22 protein-coding genes and 1 tRNA gene are annotated in these 23,972 nt (G+C 49.5%); 6 read left to right on the forward strand and 17 right to left on the reverse strand.

Annotated elements, in window-relative coordinates; genetic code table 11:
* Positions 1–36: 36 nt before the first annotated feature.
* The 3 genes from CFT61_RS05870 to CFT61_RS05880 form a co-directional block, all read right to left on the reverse strand.
* Entirely contained in the window at positions 37–2,298 is a 2,262-nt protein-coding gene (locus tag CFT61_RS05870; RefSeq protein WP_089543529.1) for a cation:proton antiporter, read from the reverse strand.
* A gap of 92 nt (positions 2,299–2,390) precedes the next feature.
* The gene (pepT, locus tag CFT61_RS05875) at positions 2,391–3,614 is read right to left on the reverse strand and encodes a peptidase T (protein ID WP_089543530.1); all 1,224 of its coding nucleotides are present in this window, start codon (positions 3,612–3,614) and stop codon (positions 2,391–2,393) included.
* Positions 3,615–3,642: 28 nt separating this feature from the next.
* Positions 3,643–3,716: transfer RNA gene (locus CFT61_RS05880), tRNA-Arg, on the reverse strand.
* 298 nt (positions 3,717–4,014) lie between these two features.
* Between CFT61_RS05880 and asnA the strand changes: the two genes are divergently transcribed.
* Positions 4,015–5,052 (forward strand): aspartate--ammonia ligase, encoded by a 1,038-nt coding sequence (gene asnA / locus CFT61_RS05885; RefSeq protein WP_089543531.1) that lies wholly within the window; start codon positions 4,015–4,017, stop codon positions 5,050–5,052.
* 224 nt (positions 5,053–5,276) lie between these two features.
* On the opposite strand, the gene CFT61_RS05890 is transcribed toward asnA, so the two are convergent.
* The 4 genes from CFT61_RS05890 to CFT61_RS05905 are packed head-to-tail and all read right to left on the reverse strand — an operon-like array spanning position 5,277 to position 10,083.
* The gene (locus CFT61_RS05890; protein WP_089543532.1) at positions 5,277–7,061 is read right to left on the reverse strand and encodes a hypothetical protein; all 1,785 of its coding nucleotides are present in this window, start codon (positions 7,059–7,061) and stop codon (positions 5,277–5,279) included.
* Between the two features lie 54 nt (positions 7,062–7,115).
* Positions 7,116–8,024, reverse strand: coding sequence for an AEC family transporter (locus tag CFT61_RS05895; RefSeq protein ID WP_089543533.1), 909 nt, complete (start codon positions 8,022–8,024; stop codon positions 7,116–7,118).
* Positions 8,025–8,075: 51 nt separating this feature from the next.
* Positions 8,076–8,951: a carbon-nitrogen hydrolase gene (locus CFT61_RS05900; RefSeq protein WP_089543534.1), complete on the reverse strand. Its 876-nt coding sequence runs from the start codon at positions 8,949–8,951 to the stop codon at positions 8,076–8,078.
* A 25-nt stretch (positions 8,952–8,976) separates the two neighbouring features.
* The gene (locus CFT61_RS05905; protein WP_089543535.1) at positions 8,977–10,083 is read right to left on the reverse strand and encodes an agmatine deiminase family protein; all 1,107 of its coding nucleotides are present in this window, start codon (positions 10,081–10,083) and stop codon (positions 8,977–8,979) included.
* 155 nt (positions 10,084–10,238) lie between these two features.
* On the opposite strand from CFT61_RS05905, the gene CFT61_RS05910 reads away from it, so the two are divergent.
* Positions 10,239–11,096 (forward strand): Nif3-like dinuclear metal center hexameric protein, encoded by an 858-nt coding sequence (locus CFT61_RS05910; RefSeq protein WP_089543536.1) that lies wholly within the window; start codon positions 10,239–10,241, stop codon positions 11,094–11,096.
* A 37-nt stretch (positions 11,097–11,133) separates the two neighbouring features.
* Entirely contained in the window at positions 11,134–11,961 is an 828-nt protein-coding gene (locus tag CFT61_RS05915) for a zinc ribbon domain-containing protein (RefSeq protein ID WP_089543537.1), read from the forward strand.
* 164 nt (positions 11,962–12,125) lie between these two features.
* Here CFT61_RS05915 and CFT61_RS05920 read toward each other — a convergent pair whose 3' ends face one another.
* The 6 genes from CFT61_RS05920 to CFT61_RS05940 all read right to left on the reverse strand — a co-directional run bounded on the left by CFT61_RS05920 (position 12,126) and on the right by CFT61_RS05940 (position 16,976).
* Positions 12,126–12,686, reverse strand: a complete 561-nt coding sequence (locus tag CFT61_RS05920; protein WP_089543538.1) for a DUF5675 family protein — start codon at positions 12,684–12,686, stop codon at positions 12,126–12,128.
* A 50-nt stretch (positions 12,687–12,736) separates the two neighbouring features.
* Positions 12,737–14,830, reverse strand: coding sequence for a hypothetical protein (locus CFT61_RS05925; protein ID WP_254918878.1), 2,094 nt, complete (start codon positions 14,828–14,830; stop codon positions 12,737–12,739).
* Entirely contained in the window at positions 14,812–15,246 is a 435-nt protein-coding gene (locus tag CFT61_RS05930) for a hypothetical protein (protein ID WP_089543539.1), read from the reverse strand. Before CFT61_RS05930 ends, CFT61_RS05925 begins: the two co-directional genes overlap by 19 nt.
* A 29-nt stretch (positions 15,247–15,275) precedes the next feature.
* Entirely contained in the window at positions 15,276–15,587 is a 312-nt protein-coding gene (locus CFT61_RS05935) for a hypothetical protein (protein WP_089543540.1), read from the reverse strand.
* Between the two features lie 338 nt (positions 15,588–15,925).
* Positions 15,926–16,051: a hypothetical protein gene (locus CFT61_RS17210; RefSeq protein ID WP_254918879.1), complete on the reverse strand. Its 126-nt coding sequence runs from the start codon at positions 16,049–16,051 to the stop codon at positions 15,926–15,928.
* A gap of 466 nt (positions 16,052–16,517) precedes the next feature.
* Positions 16,518–16,976, reverse strand: a complete 459-nt coding sequence (locus CFT61_RS05940) for a transposase (protein WP_089543541.1) — start codon at positions 16,974–16,976, stop codon at positions 16,518–16,520.
* Between the two features lie 913 nt (positions 16,977–17,889).
* Between CFT61_RS05940 and CFT61_RS05950 the strand changes: the two genes are divergently transcribed.
* Entirely contained in the window at positions 17,890–18,483 is a 594-nt protein-coding gene (locus CFT61_RS05950) for an HU family DNA-binding protein (protein WP_254918880.1), read from the forward strand.
* A 117-nt stretch (positions 18,484–18,600) separates the two neighbouring features.
* Positions 18,601–18,696, forward strand: a complete 96-nt coding sequence (locus CFT61_RS16880) for a smalltalk protein (RefSeq protein ID WP_153091799.1) — start codon at positions 18,601–18,603, stop codon at positions 18,694–18,696.
* 114 nt (positions 18,697–18,810) lie between these two features.
* Here the strand turns inward: CFT61_RS16880 and CFT61_RS05955 are convergent, their stop codons facing one another.
* From CFT61_RS05955 to CFT61_RS05970, 4 genes are all read right to left on the reverse strand, one after another.
* Positions 18,811–19,686: a DnaJ domain-containing protein gene (locus CFT61_RS05955; RefSeq protein ID WP_089543543.1), complete on the reverse strand. Its 876-nt coding sequence runs from the start codon at positions 19,684–19,686 to the stop codon at positions 18,811–18,813.
* A gap of 120 nt (positions 19,687–19,806) precedes the next feature.
* Positions 19,807–20,274: a MaoC family dehydratase gene (locus CFT61_RS05960; protein ID WP_089543544.1), complete on the reverse strand. Its 468-nt coding sequence runs from the start codon at positions 20,272–20,274 to the stop codon at positions 19,807–19,809.
* Positions 20,275–20,338: 64 nt separating this feature from the next.
* Entirely contained in the window at positions 20,339–21,592 is a 1,254-nt protein-coding gene (locus CFT61_RS05965; RefSeq protein WP_089543545.1) for a nucleotide sugar dehydrogenase, read from the reverse strand.
* A gap of 249 nt (positions 21,593–21,841) precedes the next feature.
* Entirely contained in the window at positions 21,842–22,300 is a 459-nt protein-coding gene (locus CFT61_RS05970; protein ID WP_089543546.1) for a type I restriction enzyme HsdR N-terminal domain-containing protein, read from the reverse strand.
* A gap of 130 nt (positions 22,301–22,430) precedes the next feature.
* On the opposite strand from CFT61_RS05970, the gene holA reads away from it, so the two are divergent.
* Positions 22,431–23,459, forward strand: coding sequence for a DNA polymerase III subunit delta (holA, locus tag CFT61_RS05975; RefSeq protein WP_089543592.1), 1,029 nt, complete (start codon positions 22,431–22,433; stop codon positions 23,457–23,459).
* Positions 23,460–23,972 lie beyond the last annotated feature (513 nt).

Below are 23,972 nucleotides of genomic sequence, written 5' to 3' on the forward strand. Positions count from 1 at the left end.
CAGATTTTTCCTGCTAGCTTTTTTTCGTTCTTTTATTTAGCTCTTTTCCTGAATCTTCTGCAGGTCGGCTTCTTCGCCTACCAGCCAGATGATATCGCCCTTTTCGAAAATGCGGGAAGGGAGAATGTGGGTAAGGTTCTCCTGACCCTCTTCCAATCCTACAACCATACAGTTGTACTTGTTGCGGATTCCGCTCTCTTCCAGCGTCTTTCCCAGAAATTCGCTGCCGCCGCTGATGATGAGCTGGCGGAGCTTCATCTCCCGCTTCTCTATCTCCAGATCTTCCGGGGCTAGTTCGGTGGTGAGCGCCTGGGCAAACTTGTGTACCTGGTCGTCGTTACCGATGATCTGAAGCTTGTCGCCAGGGAATATCACGGTGTCGCCATTCGGGATGTTCAGGCGCTGCGACCCCCTTCGGATGCTGCTCATATCGATGCCGAAACGCTGGCGGAGGTGCAGTTCCTTCAGTGATTTGCCACACCAGATGCTGTCTTCCGGTACCTCTATTTCACTGATATGGATATCTCTATCCAGTAGATGACCCTCGTAGAGCGGGCGCTTTTCGCCGTTCACCTGTGCAGCAATATCGCGCGAACGCAGGTTGTGCAGGAAGAGGCGCTCCATCACGATGCTTCGTTTCTTGATGCGGCGCGAACCCAACATCAGCAGTACAATCACGGCTCCGATGCATACCATCAGCGCATTGGTGAATCGGGACAGATAGTTGATGATATAGAAGATGAAGCCCAGGGCAATGACGTATCTCACGAATATCGTGAAGAGCAGCGGAATGCGGTTGATGCTGCTCTCCACCCACAGTCGCTTCCATTCCGGGCTGTGATTCTTCTTCATCACGATGGCTCGCAGGAAAGGCGAGATGAGTACGATGGTGAGCAGACCCGTGATGGCGTTAGCGTACCAGTGAAGATTCCAGCCTGGTAGCATATTGCGCATCAGAGGCAAGACGAAGGTGAACATCATCGCTATCGCCGCAGCCGAAAGAATGGAGTATGCCACGGTATTGATGACCATCTGGCGGATCAGTGATTTCCACTTACTCTGCTGTTGGGTAGAGGGGCGGCTCATCGCAAAATGGTTCAGGATATTGATGAATTTGCTAGGCAGATGCTTCTCCATCAGCTGATAGGAAGGCTGCGCCAGTCGAATCATGTAAGGGGTGAGGAAGGTGGTGATGACTGAAACTGCCACCACTACCGGATAGAGGAAGTTGCTGATAACTCCCAGCGACAATCCCAGTGAGGCGATGATGAAGGAGAACTCGCCAATCTGCGCCATCGAGAATCCGCAGCGCATCGCCGACTTCAATGATTCGCCGCCCAGCATGAATCCGAAGGTTCCCAATGTTGCCTGTCCTATCAGAATGGCTGCCACGAGCGCAAGGATAGGAACGGCATATTCTACCAGAATGTTGGGATCTACCAGCATACCTACCGATACGAAGAAGATGGCTCCGAAAAGATTCTTTACCGGTTCTACCAGCTTGATAATCTTCTCAGCCTCAATGGTTTCCGCCAGGATGCTACCCATAACGAAGGCTCCGAAAGCGCTTGAAAAACCAACCTTGGTAGATAATACCGCCATGCCGCAGCACAGTCCCAGGGAAACGATGAGCAGGGTTTCGCCATTGATGAACTTCCTGACTGAGCGCAGGAAGAGCGGGATGGCAAAAATGCCCACGATAAACCATAATACCAGGAAGAAGCCAATCCTCAGTACCGATGTAAACATCTGTTCGCCATCCGGATTGTTGCCTCCGGCGATGGCGGAAAGCATCACCATCATCACGATGGCGAGGATGTCTTCCAGAATGAGCACGCTCATCACCATGGAGGCAAACTTCTGCTGCCGCAGTCCCATATCGTCGAAAGCCTTATATATAATGGTGGTGGAACTCATGGCGAGCATACCACCCAGGAAGATGCAGTCCATCCTGCCCCAGCCGAAGCTGTGACCCACGCTGATGCCCAGCATCATCATGGAAAAGACGATGACGATGCAGGCGATGATGGGCGAGGCTCCCATCTTCACGATTTTCTTGAAGGAGAAATCGAGACCGAGGGAGAAGAGGGTGAAGATGACACCGATGTCTGCCCAGGTCTGGATATCCGTCTCGTCCATCACCGACATGGTATATGGCATGTGGGGCGACACGAGGAAGCCCGCCACGATGTAACCCAGCACCAGGGGCTGCTTGAGCCGCTTGAAGATGAGGGTAACAATGCCAGCCACCATCAGGATGAGGGCGAGGTCTTTTACTAAATAGGGAATTTCTGCCATATTTTTCTGTTTATGAAAATGATAATCTCTCTAAAAAATAGTCAGTTTATGAAAATGGGGAATTTAGATTTCTCCTAAATTCCCCATATATATTAGTCGTTATACTCTTCTGTGATTTCCGCAATCTTCACGATGGTATCCACTACCTTCTGCATCACCTGTACGCTCACGAATTCGTGAGGACCATGGAAGTTGACGCCACCGGCAAAGATGTTTGGACAAGGAAGACCCTTGAAGCTGAGCTGCGCACCATCTGTGCCGCCACGGATAGGCTCTACGCGAGGTGGAACGCCACTCTCCTGCATGGCACGGAGCACGATGTCGATGACATGCATGTTTGGATCAATCTTCTCCTTCATGTTGTAGTACTGGTCGTAGATTTCTGCCGTAACAGTTCCCTCGCCGTACTTCTCGTTCATCTTCTTGACGCAGTCTTCGATGAAATCCTTGCGAGCCTCAAACTTCTGTCGGTCGTGGTCGCGGATGATGTAGCTGAGCTTGGCTTCCTCGCAGCGGCTTTCGATGCCGAGCAGGTGGTAGAAGCCCTGGTAACCTTCGGTCTGTTCAGGAGTTTCTGTCTCAGGAATCATGTTCTGGAATTCCACAGCCAGTCGGCTTGCGTTGATCATCTTGCCCTTGGCATAGCCTGTATGCACGCTCACGCCCTTGATGTGGATCTTGGCAGCAGCAGCATTGAAGTTCTCGTATTCCAGGTCGCCCAGGTCGCCGCCGTCGATAGTGTAAGCCCAGTCGCAGCCGAACTTCTCTACATCGAAGTGATGGGCGCCCATGCCGATTTCCTCGTCTGGATTGAAGCCCACGCGGATGTCTCCGTGCTTGATTTCCTTATGGTCGCGGAGGTAGCACATTGCCTGTACGATTTCAGCGATGCCCGCCTTGTCGTCTGCACCGAGCAGAGTAGTTCCATCAGTTACGATGATGTCCTCGCCCTTGTGCGCCTTGAGTTCTGGGAATTTTTCTACGCTGGAGATGATGCCCGGACTGAGTTCGATATCCTCGCCGTCATAATTCTTGATGACGCGTGCCTTGATGTCTTTTCCGCTGGCATCAGGACTGGTGTCCATGTGAGAGATGAAGCCGATGGTAGGAGTCTTTTTCTTGGTATTGCCCTTCAGGGTGGCGTAGATGTAGCCCATATCGTCCATCTCTACGTCGCTCAGACCTTCTTCCTCCAGTTCGTGCTTCAGGTACTTGGCAAAATCCAACTGTTTTGCCGTGCTTGGCACACTTTCTGAGTCTTCACTCGACTGTGTGTCGAATTTTGTATAGTTAATGAAACGTTCTACTAAATCCATGTTCTTAAATTAAATTTTAATGTAGTAGTGATCTCGGTGGGACTCAAACCCACGACCTTCAGAACCGGAATCTGACGCTCTATTCAACTAAGCTACGAGACCAGAATTGGTGATTTATCGGCAAACGCCGCCTACCCCTTAGGAGTAATTGACTGCAAAAGTACATTTTTTATTTCGAATAACCAAATATTTGGCTCATTTTTTTTCTATATATATAATGTATAGGGAGAAAAAGCGGTGAATTTTTCTACAAAATGATACTTAAAATCTAAAAAATGCTATCATTTTGCGAAATATTTTCGAAAAACGCTTGCAGATTAATAATAAATTTGTATCTTTGCAGCGTGAAAGTAAGATAAACAGTAAAATAAGAAACTATAAACGATATATAATAGATAAAATGAGTAATCTGATAAAACCCGAAGGGTATGAGGCGCTGCTGGATATGCGCCAGACCGAAATGGGTATCAAAATGATAAAAGAGTTCTTCCAGCAGAACCTGTCCACAGAGTTGCGCTTGCGCCGTGTCACCGCCCCTCTCTTCGTATTGAAGGGTTTGGGTATCAATGACGACCTGAATGGAGTGGAGCGCCCTGTAACTTTCCCTATCAAGGATTTGGGTGATGCAAAGGCTGAGGTGGTTCACTCTCTGGCTAAATGGAAGCGCTTGACCTTGGCAGAATATGAGATAGAGCCGGGCTATGGTGTCTATACCGATATGAACGCCATCCGTGCCGATGAGGAGCTTGATAATCTTCATTCGCTCTATGTGGACCAGTGGGACTGGGAGGCTGTGATTACGAAGGGTGATCGTACCATCTCATTCCTTGAAGATGTGGTTCGCCGCATCTATGCAGCCATCCTCCGCACCGAGTTCCTGGCTTGCGAGCACTATCCGCAGCTGAAGCCTTTCCTGCCAAAGGATATTCATTTTATCCATGCGCAGGATTTGCTCGATATGTATCCTGACAAGACTCCTAAGGAGCGCGAGGATGCTATCTGCAAGAAATATGGTGCCGTATTTGTAGAGGGTATCGGCGGAAAGTTGAGCGATGGAAAGAAACATGATGGACGTGCTCCTGACTATGACGACTGGAGCACCATAGCCGAGAATGGCAAGGAAGGATTGAATGGTGATATCCTGATTTGGTATCCGGTGTTGGGCAGAAGCTTCGAGCTGAGCTCTATGGGTATCCGTGTTGACAAGGAGAGCCTGCTTCGCCAGTTGAAGCTGGAAGGCAAGGAAGATAGAGAGAAGCTCTATTTCCACCAGCAGCTCCTGAACGACAAGTTGCCATTGAGTATCGGTGGTGGTATCGGTCAGAGCCGTCTCTGTATGGTGCTGCTCCACAAGGCGCACATCGGCGAGATTCAGGCTAGTATCTGGCCGGAAGATATGAGAACAGAATGTGAGAAGGCAGGAATGCCGCTCATCTAGAGATAAAAAGATTGTTAAGTTGGTATCCTGGTCATATCAACATATTTTTTAATGAATATCAGAGAGATTGTCAACATACGATTATAAGTTCATAGATATTATATAAATGAGAATCCCGACCCTCCTTCTTCTTGGAGAGTCGGGATTATCATTTTTATGATTGTTCTTTCCTGATGTTTTCCGAATTGTTTCGACCGTACAGATAGAATTGTTTCCGAAAAAAACTAGAAGTAATAGGTGAAACCCATAGTGGCAGCACGGTTGCCGAAATGCTGACCGGCGATATCGTGGAATCTGCCTTCCAGGGTAAGATGCTTGCCTATGTTCTTATATACGGCCACCTCGGCATAGAGATTGGCTGGCGTATAGGCTGGTGTAAGCGTGTGGCGACGGGTGCACCAGATCATATTGGATGTCAGGCGCCAGCCAGCAGGCAATGACAACTGTGGAGCCAGCTTGAATATCGCAAAATTGCTGTATTTGCTGGTTTTAGAGTTCTTTCCTTCTTCTCCTCCGAAAATCTCAGCCTTTTCCCAGAAGTAATTCACTCCGGCGGTAATCCTCAGCATTCCCTTATGCCAGAAGGCAGTAGTTCCGATGCCCAGTGTATTGTCGCGATCTACACCCGGAAGATCCTGATGGATATTTTTGATAGAACTGCTTACCACGAGATTCGGCTTGCTGTAGGTATGCTTCAGCTCAGCCACATAGGCGAGGCGCTCGCTGATGTCCTTGGTGTAGTATGGACGCCAAGCCCCCTCCATATCGCCTGCAGTAACGAAATCGCCAAAATCGGCATTGAAGATTCTTCGGCAGAATGTGCCCTGCAGGGTGTGGCCCGGTGCAAAGTTGTGATATACGCTCACCGTGTAGCTATGGTTGTGGGTACTATGCTTCCAGTCCTTTTCTGTTGCAATCTGCTTCGGACGGAAATTGATGGTGCGGAATCGGTCGCCCACCATGAAGCCCCATTTGCCGATGGTATAATCCAGCTGCGCATACAGGTCCTGATAGTTGGAGTGGTTGGTGTAATCAGCCACACAGTTCTTCTCGATAGACAGTCCGCCCTCGAAACCGGCTGTAAGCCAGAGATTTTCAGAAATCACCGGAGTGGCATATTCCACTACCATAAACGGATAGGTGGCATGGTTGCGATAAGGTGCCGCACTGGCATCTGCCGCATTTCCGCCATTGTCGCTGATGTTCTCTGCACCCAGGGTAAAGAGGATGCTCGCTCCCTTGTCGCCCAGCAGGCGGGTATAGTCTGCCTGGAGATGGTAGGCGCGTACATAGTCGGCTGGCGTACCGGTAATATGGTTTCGGGTGTAGGTCTGCATCGCATCCACTTCCAGCATGTCCTTCTCGGTAGGAGTCCAGAGGATGTTCATCTTGGCTCCCTCGTGCGAATAGTGATTGATGAGGCTTGGGCCATCACCGGCATAGGAACCCAGGTCGTTGTTGGAAGTGCGCTGCATGTTGCCCTCTACGTGGCTCAGGATGCGCAGCTTGTCCTGCTGGCTCAATACGCTCACGATGCCCTTTCCGCCGCCATAGGTGTCGCCGAAGAAACCTACTCTTCCGCTCACCCCGTTCTCACCCTTGCGCAGGGTGATGTCAATCACCTTTTTCAGACTGCTGCATCCCTTCATCACCTCAGAGTTCTGGCAAACCTTGATGCTCTCTATCTCCCTCGCCTTGAAATGATGGAGCAAGGTAGCGTAGTCGAGACCATATTCCTGGTTGTCGATGCGGATGACGAACTTGCCGTAGAGATTGGCGAAAGGATCACCGCCGATGATGTTGTTGCCGTCCATCGTAAGGACTTCTGGGCACATCATCAGCATATCGAGGAGCGATTCCTCGCCTGTGAGTTCCATTTCTGATACGTGCATGATGTAGCGGTCGCCGATGTGTTCTATCGGTGCCGCCATTGTAGGATTAGTAAAGCCTCCGAGCGCCATAGCGAGCAGCAGGAGGCGGCTGGTTTTTATCATTTTATTCTTTCTCATACTTTCTTTTTAATGTTAAGTTGTAGCATTTAGGTTTTGTCCCATCGCCTGTCCCTACCCGAAAAGCAGGGTGATGAGCGGGATGGTGAGGATGCTGCCCAGCGTAGTGATGAATGTCAGCTCCGTGATGAGCGCCGGGTTTCTGCCGTATTTCAGGCAGAACATGGTGCCGAAGCTAGCCACAGGCATCGCAATCACCACGGTGTTGATATTATTCACCACGTCGCTCACGCCGCATACCTTGAAGAAGAAGTAGAGGCTCAGCGGAACCACTACCAGGCGCAGCAGCGAGGCTACGTAAACCTTCGGGCTGCCGATAATCTCCTTGAGGGGCAGTTTGGCCATGCTGCTTCCGATAATCATCAGGGCGGCAGGAACCGTTACGTTGCCCACCATCGTTACCGGACGGGCGATGACATCAGGCGTATGTACTCCCAGCGCCACCAGCAGGGCTGCCACGGCAGCCGCAATCAGAGCCGGACTCAGCAATACCTTCGGGTTGAACTGCTTCACGCTGTATTCGCCCTTGATGAGCATCACGCCAGCCGTGAAGATGAAAAACGTGTTCGGCATGTTGAGCAGGGCGGCGTAGAAGATTGCCTTGGGGCCGAAGATGCTCGAAACGATAGGATATCCGATGAATCCCACGTTGGCAAACATCAGGGCGAAACCGATCATTCCCTGGTCGTCATGGTTCTTACTGATGAGCCGAGGCACCCCGAATCCGAACACCAGTAATAAGATGTACGTGAGGAAACCTACACCCAGAAGCGGGAGAATGAGCGTGCGGTCGGGCAGTTCATCTCCCATCACAGACGAGAGCACCAGCAGCGGGCAGGTGATATCTACCACGATGCTGGACAGCTTCTTGTCAAACTTGTCGCCCATATAGCCAAGCTTGCAGGCGACGTAACCTAAAACTACGATGATGAACAGAACCACCATCACTTCCAAATTCTCCATTATCCCGAAAATCTAATCTCTTTTATCTTAATCGATAAAACTTCTTTTACCTTAATCTATGAATCTTCTGGTGATATCGCCGTAGTTCTCGATGCGGCGGTCGCGCAGGAATGGCCACCAGCGGCGTACATCCTCGCTGTGCTTCAGGTCGATATCCACCACCAGGCTCTCTTCCTCATCATCGCTCGCACGATAGTGAAGCTCGCCCTGAGGACCTGCCACGAAACTGCTGCCCCAGAACTGGATTCCGTCGGTCTGACCGCTTGGGTCAGCTTCGAATCCCACTCGGTTTACAGCCACTACCGGCAAACCGTTTGCCACGGCATGGCCTCTCATCACGGTGGTCCACGCCTCACGCTGGCGCTGCTGCTCCTCCTCTGTATCGTAGGTGGCATAGCCGATGGCAGTAGGGTAGATCAGGATGTCTGCGCCCTGCAGCGCCATCAGGCGGGCTGCTTCCGGATACCACTGGTCCCAGCACACCAATACGCCGAGCTTGCCCACGGAAGTCTGTATCGGCTTGAATCCAAGGTCGCCAGGGGTGAAGTAGAACTTCTCGTAGTAGGCAGGGTCATCCGGAATGTGCATCTTGCGGTACTTTCCGGCTATGCTTCCGTCCTTCTCTATCACCACTGCCGTATTGTGGTACAGTCCCGGAGCACGGCGCTCGAAGAGCGAAGTAACGATCACCACGCCCAGATCCTTGGCAAGCCTGCCGTAGAATTCTGTAGATGGACCAGGTATCGGTTCGGCAAGGTCAAAATTCTCTACATCTTCTACCTGGCAGAAGTAGAGCGTGTTGTGAAGTTCCTGCAATACAATGAGTTCTGCGCCACGCTTCGCCAGGTCGATGATGCCCTCAGCGAGTCGGGTCTTGTTATCGGCGATGTCCGCCGTAATGTGAAGTTGTAATAATCCGAGTTTCATTTATGTCTGTGTCTTTTCTAATACTTTATTTAATAGCCCCCTCCGGCAGCTGCATGGTGAGGCAGTGGATGCTTCCGTGCTGGCGGATGATGGTGAGCGAATCTACTCCTATCACGTTTCTGTCTGGGAAGGCAAGCTGAATCTGTCGCTTCGCCTCCTCGTCCTTCTCAGGCTGGTTGTACGTAGGATAAATCACGGCACCGTTCAGAATCAGGAAGTTGGCATAGGTGGCAGGCAGTCTGTCGCCCTTGCTGTTCTTGTCTGTAGTCAGTCTGTCGCCCTCGTCATAGATGGCATCCGGCATCGGGAGCTTCAGCAGTCGGTAAGGGTATCCCTCGTAGGTGAAGAGCTTCTGCAGCTGCTTCTCCAGCGCCTGGAAGTCCTCATACTGCTCATCCTCCGCATCATCACACCCTACATATAATAAGGTGTCGTGCGGAGCCACTCTCACGATGGTGTCGATATGTCCGTCGGTATCATCACCCACCAGATTACCGTGGTCGAGCCATACCACGTTTCTTACATGGAAGAAATTCCTGAGCTGGCTGTCGATGTTCTCGCGGGTGAAAGGCTGGTTGCGGTGAGGCGCCAGCAGGCATTGCGATGTGGTGAAGAGCGTACCCTTGCCGTCGCTCTCTATGCTTCCGCCTTCGAGCACGAAGCCCTGGTGGTTCTCCAGCGCCGCATTGAAGGCTCCCTGATAGTAGAGCTGCAGATTGATGGCATTGTCCTTTTTCCAGTCGAATTTCTCGCCCCATCCGTTGAACTTGAAGTCGAGCAGATGGATAGGGATGACGTGCGAATTGTGTCTGCCGCGCGAAACCATGCTGATAGGTCCGTGGTCGCGCGCCCAGGTATCGTTGGTATCCATCTCGTAGAGGTGAACGCGGCTCATCTGTCCCTCCGACAGCTTTTCGGCGAGCATTCTCTGGGTGCTTTCCAGGATAGGTGTCACCACCAGCAGGTCTTCGTAGCGGGTGATGATGTCTGCGAGCTGCAGATACGTGTTGGTTATCTGTCTCAGATACGGCTTCCAGTCCGTTCCGCCGTGTGGCCACGTGAGCATGATGGCGCTCTGTGGTTCCCATTCTGCGGGAAGTGCGAAATCGCAAGGTAATATTGAGTGATGCATAAGCTTTTGTATTTTTAATGTTTTATGCGTGCAAATATACTAAAAAAATCGGCAACTTACATAATTTTTTGAAAATTTTTAGTGAAACGCTTGCTAATTTCGTGAGAAATGCGTAACTTTGCAGCCTAAATTATAAAATAAGACATATTAGGAGCGTGAAAATAAGAGAAGTAGTTGATGCCCTTGAACATTACGCGCCTCTGCCCTTGCAGGAAGGATATGATAATGCCGGCCTGCAAGTTGGATTGACAGAGGCGGTAGAAATGTCAGGGGCATTGTTGTGTCTTGACGTCACTGAGGCGGTGGTGGATGAGGCGGTCCAGAAGGGCTGCAATCTCATCGTAAGCCATCATCCGCTCATCTTCAGAAAGCTTTCCAGGCTATCGGATGAGAACTATGTGCAGCGCACCGTTCGCAAGGCGATCAAGAATGATGTTACCATCGTCTCCATGCATACCAACATGGATGCAGCGGCAGGCGGAGTGAACTTCAAGATTGCCGAGAAGCTGGGCCTGAAGAACGTGCAGTTTTTCGGTGGCGAGAAGGAAGTGGATGGCGTGAAAGGCGGCAGCGGCGTGATAGGAGAGATCTCTGACGAGGATATCCTGAAGGCTGCCCAGGCTGGCAAGCTTTCGGATGAGGTGAAGGAGCATTTCGCCGAAGGTATCGCTGCCGATGACCTGGTATTGCTGCTCAGGGATCGTTTTGGAGTGGAATGCGTGCAGTGCAACCAGCTCTTGCGTCGCCCTATCCGCAAGGTGGCGCTCTGTGGCGGTTCGGGTTCATTCCTGCTGGGCGATGCCATTGCGGCGGGAGCCGATGCCTTCATCACGGGCGAGATGAGCTATCACGAGTATTTCGGCCATGAGCAGGAGATTCAGATCTGCGTCATCGGCCACTATCAGAGTGAGCAGTTTACCAGCGAAATCTTCCGCAGCATCATCCTCTCTCATTTCCCAGATGCCAAATGCTGCATCTCGGAGATCAACACCAATCCCATCATCTATTTGTAAAGTAAAAAATAAGGTTTAAAGATAAAATAAAGAAATTATGGCAAAGAAAGATCCTACAGATTTGACAGTTGAAGAGAAGTTGAAGGCTCTTTACCAGCTTCAGGTAACCTTGTCGGGCATCGACGAGAACCGTGAGTTGCGTGGTGAGCTTCCTCTCGAAGTTCAGGACTTGGAAGATGATATCGCCGGTCTCACCACTCGTATCGAGAACATCCAGCGCGAAATCGAGCAGTTCGACCATGCTGTTTACCAGAAGCAGAACGAGATTGCTGATGCACAGGCTAGCCTGGAGCGCTATCATGCGCAGCTCGATACCGTGAGCAACAACCGCGAGTATGATACCTTGAGCAAGGAGATCGAGTTCCAGGAGTTGGAAATCGAGCTTTGCAACAAGAAGATCCGCGAGGGCATGGCTAAGATGCGCGAGCGCGAGTTCGACCTCCACAAGGCTGAGGAGAAGAAGGCTGACCTGGAGCACGGACTGGTAGAGAAGCGTGCTGAGCTGGAAGACATCCTGGAGGAGACTCACGAGGAGGAGGAGCGCCTGAAGGAGAAGGCTCTCGAGCTTGAGAAGAAGATTGAGCCACGTCTGCTCGCCAGCTTCAAGCGTATCCGCAAGGGAGCCCGCAACGGTCTGGGCATCGTTTACGTGCAGCGTGATGCATGTGGTGGTTGCTTCAACAAGATTCCACCTCAGCGCCAGTTGGATATCAAGATGCACAAGAAGATCATCCCTTGTGAGTACTGCGGCCGTATCCTCATCGACCCAGAGTTGGCAGGTGTGAAGATCGAGACTCCGAATACTGATGAGAAGCCAAAGCGCAAGCGCATTTCCCGCCGCAAGAAGGCTGAGGATGCTGAATAAGGATAGGAAAAGAGACAAAAGCTTGTAAAAGCGTATAAATGTAAAGGAAGCGGCAACCGGAAGATACGGCTGCCGCTTTTTTTTCATACGGTTATGCGATATCAGATGATGATAATCCGAAATCAGATGATGATAACCGAAAATCAGATGATGATAATCTGAAATCAGATGATGGTAATCCAGATGCCTTCTCCCTGATTCTCAGCCGCCTGGATGCGCTTCTTCAGTCGGGTGAGCCAGATGCGGGAGTTCACCACCATGCCCTTCACCTTGTTCTCGCCCACCAGGATGCAGCCCTGGGTATCGTCGGGATAGTTGCCGGCATGGATGCGGATGCCCTCGAAACCGGGTACCCCCTGCACATACGGCAGCCACTCCTTGAATCGGGGCGACTTGGTGATGAGTACACGATACGAGCCCTCGGGGATGGCAGTATGCCCCGGAATCTTTCTTGCCACCTTGCCGCTCTGACGGCTGTACTTGGCATTCACTTCCTCGGGCTTCAGCGCTATCCCGTTCAGGTTGCGCCACGTAGGCTCCAGGGTGTCACAGAAGTAGCTGTCCTTAGACAACTTCTTCAAGTCGAAAGTATGTTCGAAACTGCGCTTGTCGCCGGCAGACTTGCCGGAAAGCACCTTGCGCTTCACATCACCATCAGCCAACAGATACAGTCGGCCGATGGTATAAGTATTCTTCTTTGCTATACGCTCTAAAACAATTTCCATATACAATAAAAATTTTTCGTTTACAACTCTAAGAGTGAGGCTTCATCATTCTAATAATGGGTCTTGAAATAAACTGAGTCACTGAGTTTCTGAGTCATTGAGTCACTTTCTTCTTTCTCGATATACCCGCGATGCAGCCAGTTTCTCAACATTTTGGCAGTACCCTTGGCGTTCATGTCGTTTTTCAGACGCAGACTTTCCACCTGCTGATAGCTGAACTTGTCGGGCAGGAATGCCAGGATGCTCGCAGGTCCCTTCTTGCTTTCCTGATCTCCGTCACGCTCCGCCTTCTTGATGGCATCGCCGAAGAAACGCATCTTGCAGTAGAGGTCGTAACGCTCGCTCCAGCGGATGAAATCCTCAATCTCAGGCTCCCACTGGTAACCGTTCGCCACATAGAGCACACACGCCTTCAGATAGCCGATTACGTTGGCACGGAAACTCAGATTCTCATAGACTCTGTCCTGCGACAGACGGGAGAATTCCGCATTCTCATCCTTCAGTACCTCGGCAAGATGAAAAGCCTCCTTGCATTCCACCAGCCCCGAAGCCATGCAGAGATTATCAATGTAAGATTTCAGAGAATTTCTGAATTCCTCATCATAGGTTCCATAGACGGGAATGTCCTCGCCGATGTCTCTTTCCGGGATGGTGCAGAAGTTGATACGGGAAACCGGACCGTCGGTCAGCACTCGCTTGAAATACTTGATGCCTTTATGGATGGTGGTAGAAGCATTCCAGTTGAAACGGATGGTGACTCGCTCGGTGACACTTTGTGTTCCGACTCGTGTTTGTCCATATAAGTTACCTGGGCCAAAGGCGAGGCACATGATGCGGAACTGCTGATAACCGCTACCTTTGAGTGCATCAAACTGGTCGATTTCGTTCAGCGAAGTATAAAGGAAATGTTCCTTGGCTTCAGCGGTACGCATCACGAAGGCTGGGTTGGTCATATCGGCATCAATCTCCTGGATAATCAGATTTTCAGGGCGTTTGCGCTTATCCTTGTTGGCACCCTTACGCATCATCTCATCCTTCCATTCCTTCTCACGCTTCAGGTTTTCGGCATCTCTTTTACGGATATCCTCCATGATGAAATCGATAGGTTTCTGTACACAACTTTTACCTGCACCGGTGCCTGCAAGCAGACAGGTCATCAGGGTAGCTTCGTGCTCCACGTTGTCGATATATCTGAATCTGGTTCTCCAGAGATGGGTAGCGAGCGAAGGAAAAATGGCGTGCGCCACAGCAGGCTGATAGATTTCCGGCGTCTTGGATATCAGCAGCTCCACCAGCTTCGGCAGCTTCTTCGGCATCGGAGGCGGAGCAGGATACTCCTCCTCTTCGCCTTGAGCATTGAGATTTGAACTTTGAACTGTATGATTAGCATTGCCTGCCATTTGCCCCATAAAGTCCCCCGCCAGGCGTTCCGGGGATTTGCAATCCCCGGCAAGCAAGCTATAGCGAGCTGTCCCCTTACCATCAATCGTAAGCCCACGCTTCAAGAAAGCCTCTCTGCGGGCTTTGATCTCCTCATCCGGCAGAACCCCATACCACTCCTTCGAGCGGTAAATCTCGGAGTCCTTATCCGTGATAAAGATGATTCTCTCCGGCGTGATGCAGCTTTTGTCGTAGGGAATCCCTGCCGCCTCGCAATACGCCTTCTGCGTCTCCTCTATCGTCATACCCATCGGCATACGGATATCAATATGCAGCTTCTTTCTAGCCGAATACTCCAGATGCAGCAGCTTCCCCTTCCAAATCGTGTTGCTGCAGTTCAGCTCACGAGCCTTCTCCAGGGCAGCATCCACATACTCCACATCATCCACATCAATAGTCGTCTGAAAGAGGAAGCTTTCAGGATCCGCATCCTCACTAGAGCGGTGATTATTCCTGAATCTGTAATAATGAATCGCACGGATAGGCAGCTGTCTTTTCAGCCCCTCCTTCGCTTTCTTCACCGCCTTTTCATCACCAGCATCTACGCCGGGGATCGCCTTCTCCCCACGTATCTGCGCAATCACACCCTTCAGCCATGGCTGTGCTATCAGGGTGTCATAGACATACAGGGGCTGGGAAGAGTTCAATCTTCCCATATTGCCCTTGCGTGCCGGATTCAGAGCCATTACTTGTACTGTTCCCATGCTATATTCTCCTTGAAATGTTTAGCTTTGCCCTTCATCTCCATCATCTCTTTGTAGAGATATTTCAGAATGTCCGACTTGCTCATCTCCTTCGGAAAAGAGAAGGAAGCGAACACACGCTGCGGCGAGGTACGGAGGGCACCATGCGAGGTATGGATAATCTCGGTATAAAGCTTCCCGCCCGACTGAGCGTAAGGTTTGAAGTCGAGCTGGTCGCCATGCTCGCCACCGCTGCAGATCATTCTGCCCGGAATCACCTTGGGCACCTCGCAGATGGTCTCCGCATCGTTCCAGGGAGCCTTGCGGATAGCTACGTTACCACACTCGTCAGTAATGATACTGGCATCTACCTTCTGGGCGTTCAAAAGCGCCTGTACAGCAGCCTCTGCAGCTGCAGAAAAACTTTTCTTGCTCATATATATTGAAGTTTTAGAAAGATATGTTGTTAATCAAAAATCTGGTCATTGATGGTCAGGATTCTGCCATTGAAGCGGACGTCGATGGGGGTGACTTCTGAATTGTCCGACAGCAGGAAGACTCCAGAAGCACAGTAACAATGAACAAACATTTTGTTGTTCAAACTGTCCTTGATAAATCCCAGCAACCATTTGGCAATCAACTTATCACCACATTTCTGCGGGTTCACCATATCGGTCACCATCACCTCATCGCAGAAGAAGGTCTTGCCTCCCGCTGTCAGTACTCTCATCTTTCCATATTGAGGATGCTCGAAATAATATGGTTTTATCACGTTCATTATTTGATGTATTATCACGTTGGGACTGCGACCATCCGCTAAATTCCGTACCAGGAAATGGTACCGGTTTTCCATATACAGAAAAGCCCCGCAACCAGACTTTATCATCTGATTGCGGGGCAAAGGTACGGCAAAATGCGATACTGACCAAGAAAATACCCCTGCGGTTATTTCGAGGGTTATAAAGTTATAACGAGGGTTATTTCTGTGCCCGTTTTAAGCATCATTTTCGTCGATTCCCAACAGATTTCTGAAGCAAACCACCATATGGGTCATTGCAATATAAGGTTTCTTTTTCACATTTCCCATCGGAGCATATTCCCATTTATCGAATGGTTTCATATAACAATCCGAGTTGCTGATTTCTGCTCAGATATACGCTTGGGGTTCAATTCGCCTTTCTTGGCTTTCTCTTCATTAGGAGCAGACTGGCTGCTGTTTGATTGTTGTTCTTCTTCATTCATATTATTATAGTTTTTAAGTATATGCAAAAGCCCCGCCTAGCGAGAGCGTTGTACTCTGCTAGGCGGGGCTTGCGTTCCTTATTGTTATGTTGTTATTCTTTCGGGAAAGACTATTTATATTATCATTCTACTATTTTGCAGTATCAATATCCCAACCATCGGCTATCAGGCCAGTTTCTTTTCTCCACCAATAACCTCTTTATCTTTCCAGCCAAGCTGTTTTGTATGACTCCCAGACGGTTGGAATCGGAAGAGGTTAACGTGATAGTTCAGATATTATTTCACCAAAGTTTCGCAAGTGAATAAATATCAACTTGCTTGTTTGTAAATATATTGAACTTTTGCATGTGGTTCAAGAACGGGCTGAAGGCCCAAAAGCTCCTAGCCCAGGGCATCGCCCTGGGTATAATGGCAATCAATAAGGCGCCCTGTAAGGGCAAAAGCTTTACAATATCACGCAGCCCACCTAATCCCGGAATACGAAATTCTCATCATATTCCACATTATATAATTGCAAGAACGCTCTATATTCCTCTGCAAACGAATGCTTTGTGTGATGCTCTTTCTGATTGGCAATGTATTGTAATGTTTTATCCACAACTGATTGGCTGATGGAATATGCGGCATAACCACCCTGCCATGCGAAAAAATGATAATACGCAGGGTCGAGATTCTTAATCCATCTGCTGCTGTTTCGCTTAATCTCCTCCACAATCTGGGAAATCGTGACGTCTTTGGATAAAATGAACAAAACATGAATATGATCTCCTACACCACCTGCCTTTATCTCGGCACATCCCGTAGTTTTAACAAGTTTGCCGATATAATTATGAAGTCGCTCCAAATTATTTTCACGTATTTTGGGGCTCGTGGTTTTGATGTGGAAAATCAAATGGATGTAAATTTTTGATAATGATTGTGCCATAATTGTAAAGCTTTTGCCCTTACAGGGCGTTGGTTTATATGTCATTAATACCCAGGGCGTTGCCCTGGGCTAGGAGCTTCTGCCCTTTCAGGGCGTGTGGGGTATCGCGAATGAAACCTCAGAGCGTGTGGGGGTGTCGCGAATGAAACCTCAGGGCGTGTGGGGTATCGAGAATGAAACCTCAGGGCGTGTGGGGTGTAGCGAATGAAACCTCAGGGCGTGTTAATGTTTCTTTTATAGGAGCAAAGTTACGATTTTCTTTTGAAACCAACAAGAGTTTTCTCAAAAAAGTTTGGAAAAAGTTGGTGGGGCAATCTTTTGTTTCCGTCTATACCATTTGCTGGTATTTCTTATTTATTGACAAGAGGTGGCAATCTGAAAGATTAAGGGAGGATGATGATACCTGGCGGATATACCCCAAAAAGTGACTCAGTGACTCAGTGACTCAGTTTATTTCCGACCCCCTATAGGGGTTGTTTTCTGCTTACAGATTGTAAGCATATAGATTATATATTATATAATATATAATATATCTACTATAAAGAGGGTAGAATATACGGGCTGAAATAAACTGAGTCACTGAGTCACTGAGTCACTGAGTCACTTTTCGTAGCAGATGGATATTCTGCTTAACCATCTTATTGAAAGAACTTTAGGACAAAAAACTATATTTCGAAGAACGCAACTCAATGCTTCTTTCTTCTCTATCTTACGAGTTAGGATTATTAACGCAGTTTCAAATTGAAAGCTGCTGAAAATCGGCCCTTATCGCCACCCAAAATTTGGTGGTTCCAGAAAAAAGCCGTATCTTTGCACTGTCATTCAGAGATAAGGCGCCAATCGGATGAGTGACAAAAAACTGAATGAGTAACCGTTAAAATTGAATTATTAACCCTTTAAAAACTGATTGATTATGGGACAAGGAACTAGTAAGTATCGTAAGATTACACGTACCCCTCAGACGGGTGAGAACGCAGGTAAGAAGCTCTGGTATGCTACTGCCGTAAGCGACCGTGAGATGAGTTTCGAGGATTTCGTTACCCACATCTCTGAGCACAACTCTCCATACAGCCGTGGTACTATCCATGGTGTGCTGATGGATACCCTCGATTGCCTGAAGCATCTGATTCTGGACGGCAAGAGCGTGCGTTTCTCCGACCTCGGATTGTTCTCCATCGGTATGACTTCGCGTGGCGAGGTGAGCAAGGAGAAGGTGACGGCGGCTAGCGTGCTGGGCGTGCATCTGATTGTAAGAAACACAAAGACCTGGAGCAACGCCGAGCTGAAGAAGCTCACCAAGATCGTGGCATACGATGATTATACCTCCGGGGCTGAGGACGGCGGTGGAACTGAGAATACGCCGGGTGGAGGCAATACTAGCCAGGGCGCTGGCGGGGAGACCAACAAGGATAACGGCGGAACATCGCAGGGCGGCGGAACTAGCCAGGGCACTGGCGGCGGAACTGACAGCGGAACTGACGCTGGCGGCGACAACGTAAGTTTGTAAATCTTGCTTGATGCGGATTGCAAATCCGCAAAGCCCAAATAGGTTAGGACGTTTTTTTACGGCGGATTGCAAATCCGCCGAAACGCCTAACGGAATTAATCACTAAAAAAAATGCCTATGAAGAAAGAAACCTGGAAAACTGTATTTCAGATAGTTATATCTATCTTGACCGCCATTGCCGCCTCTCTGGGCGTGACGAGCTGCATGTCTTGACACATCGAAGCTAAAAAGGCTGAATGTCTTGACGCATCAAATAAAAAAAGTGCCGATAGGTGAATCCTACCGGCACTTTTGCTGTATATGAATTTCCTTGCTGGAATCCTTTTTCTAGATGCCTCTAGCCTTGTAGATTTTATCCTTGGCATCATTGATTTCCTGGAACTTCTTCTCGGCGGCACGGCGAACATCCTCGCCCAGAGCTGCTACCTTGTCGGGATGATACTTGAGCGCCATCTTGCGGTAGGCGGCCTTTACCTCATCGTTGGAAGCGTCGGGGGAGACGCCGAGGATGCGGTAGGCATCTTCCAGCGAAGTGGCAGATGTGGCTGATGAACCGCCGCCATGCATGCCCAGCATCTGATCTACATCCGATGCTTCCAGCCCCATATGGAGGGCTACTTCCTTCAGCGCCTGAACCTCCTCTGGAGAAACCACATTGTCTGCCTGGGCTATCATCACGAGGAAGTTGAGCAACTGCAGGCGCTGCTCGTACATCATGTTGGCACGTATCTGATGACAGCTGTCCTGTATCACCGTGCGATACTGCTGCATGCCCATGCGCTTCTGCTGCTCGAAGAGCTTGAGGAGGATTTCCTCGCCCTGCTGCTTCGCCGCCATACCGAAGTTCTGGAGTAGGAAGCGGCGCACCAGCTCCATCTCTGAATGCATGATTCTGCCATCTGCATTGATGATGTAAGAGGCGAGAACCAGGAGCGAGAACATAAAACTATTTCGCTCTCCCTCGTAGGCGTGCTGCTGACCGTAGCCGCCGTAACTTCCGTTTCCATATCCTCCGCTGCCATATCCGCTGTAAGCTTCGTAGGCGTTGGAGTATTCTCTGTTGTTATGTCCCTCACTGCCAGGCTTATTGACCTCGTCTAGCCCATGGTCGAAGAGCGAGCCGAGGGCGAATCCTGCTAGGGCGCCAAGAGGTCCTGCGGTGATGAATCCCAGAAAACCTCCTATCCATTTTCCTGCTGCCATATATACTGATTTTTCTGAATGATAATCAAGTTGAAAAGCCCCCGACCTCTGCCGTATGCTAAGAAAAGAAGCATGCAACTTCGGAAGGGGGCGAGTGCTGATTAATAAGAGGTTTCTTTTTTATTTCTCGAAATAGTAGAGGAACTGGGCAATACCAGAAAGTGCTGGCTTGCGCTGACCTTCTATCTCGATGGTAAACTTGATGCTGGTCTTGCAGATACCACGGAGATTCTGAATATCATGGAGTGTTGCCACGAGGCGAACACGTGAACCGGTGATGACCGGCTGACCGAAACGCATCTCATCCATACCATAGTTTACGAGCATTTTGATGTTGTTTACCTCGATGATCTGCTGCCAGAGATATGGCAGTACAGAGAGGGTGAGGTAGCCGTGAGCGATGGTGCTGTGGTAAGGGCTTTCTACCTTGGCGCGCTCTACATCTACGTGAATCCACTGTGGATCGAGGGTTGCGTCTGCAAACTTGTTGATACGGTCCTGGTCGATCTGCAACCAGTCTGATTCACCTAACTTCTCACCGAGGTGAGATGCAAAATCCTCATAGGAATTGATAACTAACTTTGCCATTTTTATCTTTGTTTTTTAAATTGTTATTTGCGATATTCTTAAAGCTTTTGCCCTTTTTAGGGCGTTAGTCTCTTCGGAAGATATCCCGGGTATAGACTTTTTCCTTCACATCATCGAGGCATTTATCGTATCTGTTGGCGATGATCGCCTGACTCTGCTTCTTGAAATCCTCCAGGTCGTTTATCACGCGGCTGCCGAAGAAGGTGGTTCCGCTCTTCAGCGTAGGTTCGTAGATGATAACCTGGGCGCCCTTCGCCTTGATGCGCTTCATCACGCCCTGGATGCTGCTCTGGCGGAAATTGTCGCTGTTGCTCTTCATCGTGAGGCGATACACGCCGATGGTGCAAGGCTTCTCTTCCTCCTCGCGGTAGTTGTTCTGGTTGGCGTAATCGTAGTAGCCTGCCATGTGGAGCACTCGGTCGGCGATGAAATCCTTGCGGGTGCGGTTGCTCTCTACGATGGCCTGGATCAGATTCTCGGGCACGTCGGCATAGTTTGCCAGCAGCTGCTTGGTATCCTTCGGCAGACAGTAGCCGCCATATCCGAACGATGGATTATTGTAGAAGGTGCCGATGCGAGGGTCCAGTCCCACACCCGATATGATGGCCTGGGTGTCGAGTCCCTTCATTTCGGCGTATGTGTCCAGCTCATTGAAGTAGCTTACCCGGAGCGCCAGGTAGGTGTTGGCGAAGAGTTTCACCGCCTCAGCCTCTGTGAGTCCCATGAAGAGGGTGTCGATGTTCTCCTTGATGGCTCCCTCCTGCAGGAGTTCTGCGAAGAGATGCGCCGCCTGGTCGAGCCGCTCATCTCCTGCCGGTCTGCCCACGATGATGCGGCTAGGGTAGAGATTGTCGTAGAGCGCCTTGCTCTCGCGCAGGAATTCCGGGGCGAAGATGATGTTCTCGCTGCCCATCTTCCGGCGTATGTTCTCGGTGTAGCCCACTGGGATGGTGCTCTTGATGACCATGATGGCATCTGGGTTCACCTCCTTGACCAGCTGGATGACCTCTTCTACATGCGATGTGTCGAAGTAGTTCTTCACGGGGTCGTAGTTGGTTGGCGTGGCGATTACCACGAAGTCAGCATCCCTGTAGGCTGCGGCTGCATCGGTAGTAGCCTTGAGGTTGAGCTTTTTCTCTGCCAGGTATTTCTCGATGTATTCGTCCTGGATAGGCGAGCGGCGGTGGTTGATGAGTTCCACCTTTTCGGGAACCACATCCACAGCCACCACCTCGTGATGCTGGCTCAGCAGCGTGGCGATGCTCAATCCTACATAGCCTGTTCCGGCTACGGCTATCTTTATATTTTCTTTTGCCATTACCTTTTTTATATTTAAATTGCTGCAAAGGTAATAATAAATAGGTAGAATGCAAAATGTTGCGCCGATTTTTATTAAAAAATAACTGAAATGGCGGCTGAAAAAGCCCTTCAAAATTTGCGTATTTCTGAGCATCTGTACGATTGGCCGGAAATACGCAAATTTTGGAGGGGGATAAATGGGGCGTTTTGGGGGTGATGATGCAGTGATGGGAGAGAAGCCGGGTGTCTGCCTTTCTGTCTGATTTTTCTATATTGTCAATAAATCAGAATAGTCGGGAATCTCTTCGAGGAATAAATATTTTTTATCGTCGTAATCCATCCGGCAGATGTAGTGCTCCAGTCCGTTGCTCACCACCAGGTAATCTACGTGGAGCAGGAGATTATATACCGAAATCTGATCGAACACCTTCTGCGTGATGGGGATATGCGGCGCCTTGTATTCGATAATCATCCTGGGGCGGAGTTCGCGGCTGTAGAGCACGCTGTCGGCACGCAGCACCTTGTCGCCGCATTTCAGCTGGATCTCGTTGGCGAGCAACGAGGCAGGGTAGCCCTTGTGCTCGATGAGATAGTGTACGAAGTGCTGGCGCACCCATTCTTCGGGCGTGATGGCTACGTATTTCCTGCGCAGCACATCCAGTATCTTGGGCTGCTGTTTCGTGCCCGAAACCTTCATTTCGAAGGTTGGTAAGTTCAAGCGAATCATTTTTTATACCTTATTATATATAGTTCGATTTATTTTTGTACCTTTGCAAATGGATTGCAGGCTGGATTCTCTGTGCAGACAGATGAATGGCAGGCTGGAATCACAGTGCAAAGATACAAAAAATAAATCAATGGCAGAAAAGAAAAATGCAATAAGTTACGAGTCGATCATGAAAGATCTCAAGGCTCGGAAGTTTGCGCCCGTGTATGTTCTGATGGGCGACGAACCTTTCTATATAGACAAGATCTGCGATTATATCGCCGAAAACGTGCTCCAGCCGGAAGAGCGGGACTTCAACCAGACCGTGCTTTTCGGGGCGGATACCACGGCGGTGCAGGTGGTGGATCAGTGTAAGGGATATCCGATGATGGCGGAATTCAGGGTGGTGATTGTAAAAGAAGCACAGAATCTGAAGAGTCTGGATGCCCTGGAAAAGTATCTCGAGAAACCGGTGAAATCCACCGTTCTCGTCATCTGTAACAAAAACGGCAGTATCGACCGCAGAAAGAAGTTCATCCCGAGAGCCGAACAGGTGGGAGTGGTGTTCGAGAGCAAGAAGCTCTACGACCGTCAGCTCCCGGGTTTCATCGAAACCTATCTCAAGGCTCGCAAGGCAACCATCGAACCGAAGGCGGTGCAGATGGTGGCAGACCATATCGGAGCCGATCTTCATCGCCTCACCTCCGAACTCGACAAGCTGCTCATCTCTCTTCCTGACTCCGACCGACGGGTGACTCCGGATGTGGTGGAACGTGAAATAGGAGTGAGCAAGGACTTCAATGCTTTCGAACTTCGCAGCGCCATCATCCAGCGTGATGTTTTCAAGGCAAATCAGATAATAAACTATTTTGACAGCAATCCGAAGTCGGGTTCGCTCTATGCGCTCCTCCCGTTGCTCTTCAGTTATTTCCAGAATCTGATGATAGCCTATTATGCTCCGAATAAGCAGAACGAAAATGAGCTTGCAAAATTCCTGGATTTGCGCGGAACCTGGGCGGTGCGCGATTATACGATGGGAATGAGAAACTATTCCGGAGTGAAAGTGATGCAGATAATCGAGAAGCTGAAAGAGGTGGATGCGAAGAGCAAGGGCATCGATAATCCGTTTACTTCGGCAGGTGAATTGATGAGAGAACTCATCTTTTTTATCCTCCATTAGGCTGCTTTCCGGCTCCAAAAATCCGTCGGCAGGCGAGGGTGGGAGAGAGGCTGATTTTTACTCCTCCTTCGTCTTGTCGGAGAAATGAAATGATCTAGAATCGGGGAGGGCGTTTAGCTTCCTGAAAGTGGTGAAAATAGCGTTCGTTATCGAGAAAACGGGCGCTATTTTTTTTGTTTTTCTCGTGGGGAATCTCTCGTTTGGATGAATTTCTCATCTAGATGGTCATTTTTCAGTTTTCGCTGAAATCGCAGTTAACTATAATGAATATCAGATAGTTAACGAAAATAACCCCCTTCAATACTCGCATTTTTGAGCAAAACCCGACCAACGGGCTTGAAAACGCTCAAAATGGAAAAAATTGCCATCCTCAGACCCTCTTTTTTTAGTGTTTGCATTTATTAAGGTTTATGTTTCTGTAGTTTAGTAATGTAAATGTGTATTTTGTAAATCGCTCTTTATGTTTATGAATCTAAACTAAAGAAAACTAAATCGGAGAACAGAGAGAGTGAA

This window comes from Segatella copri (assembly GCF_002224675.1).
Classification (GTDB): domain Bacteria; phylum Bacteroidota; class Bacteroidia; order Bacteroidales; family Bacteroidaceae; genus Prevotella; species Prevotella copri_U.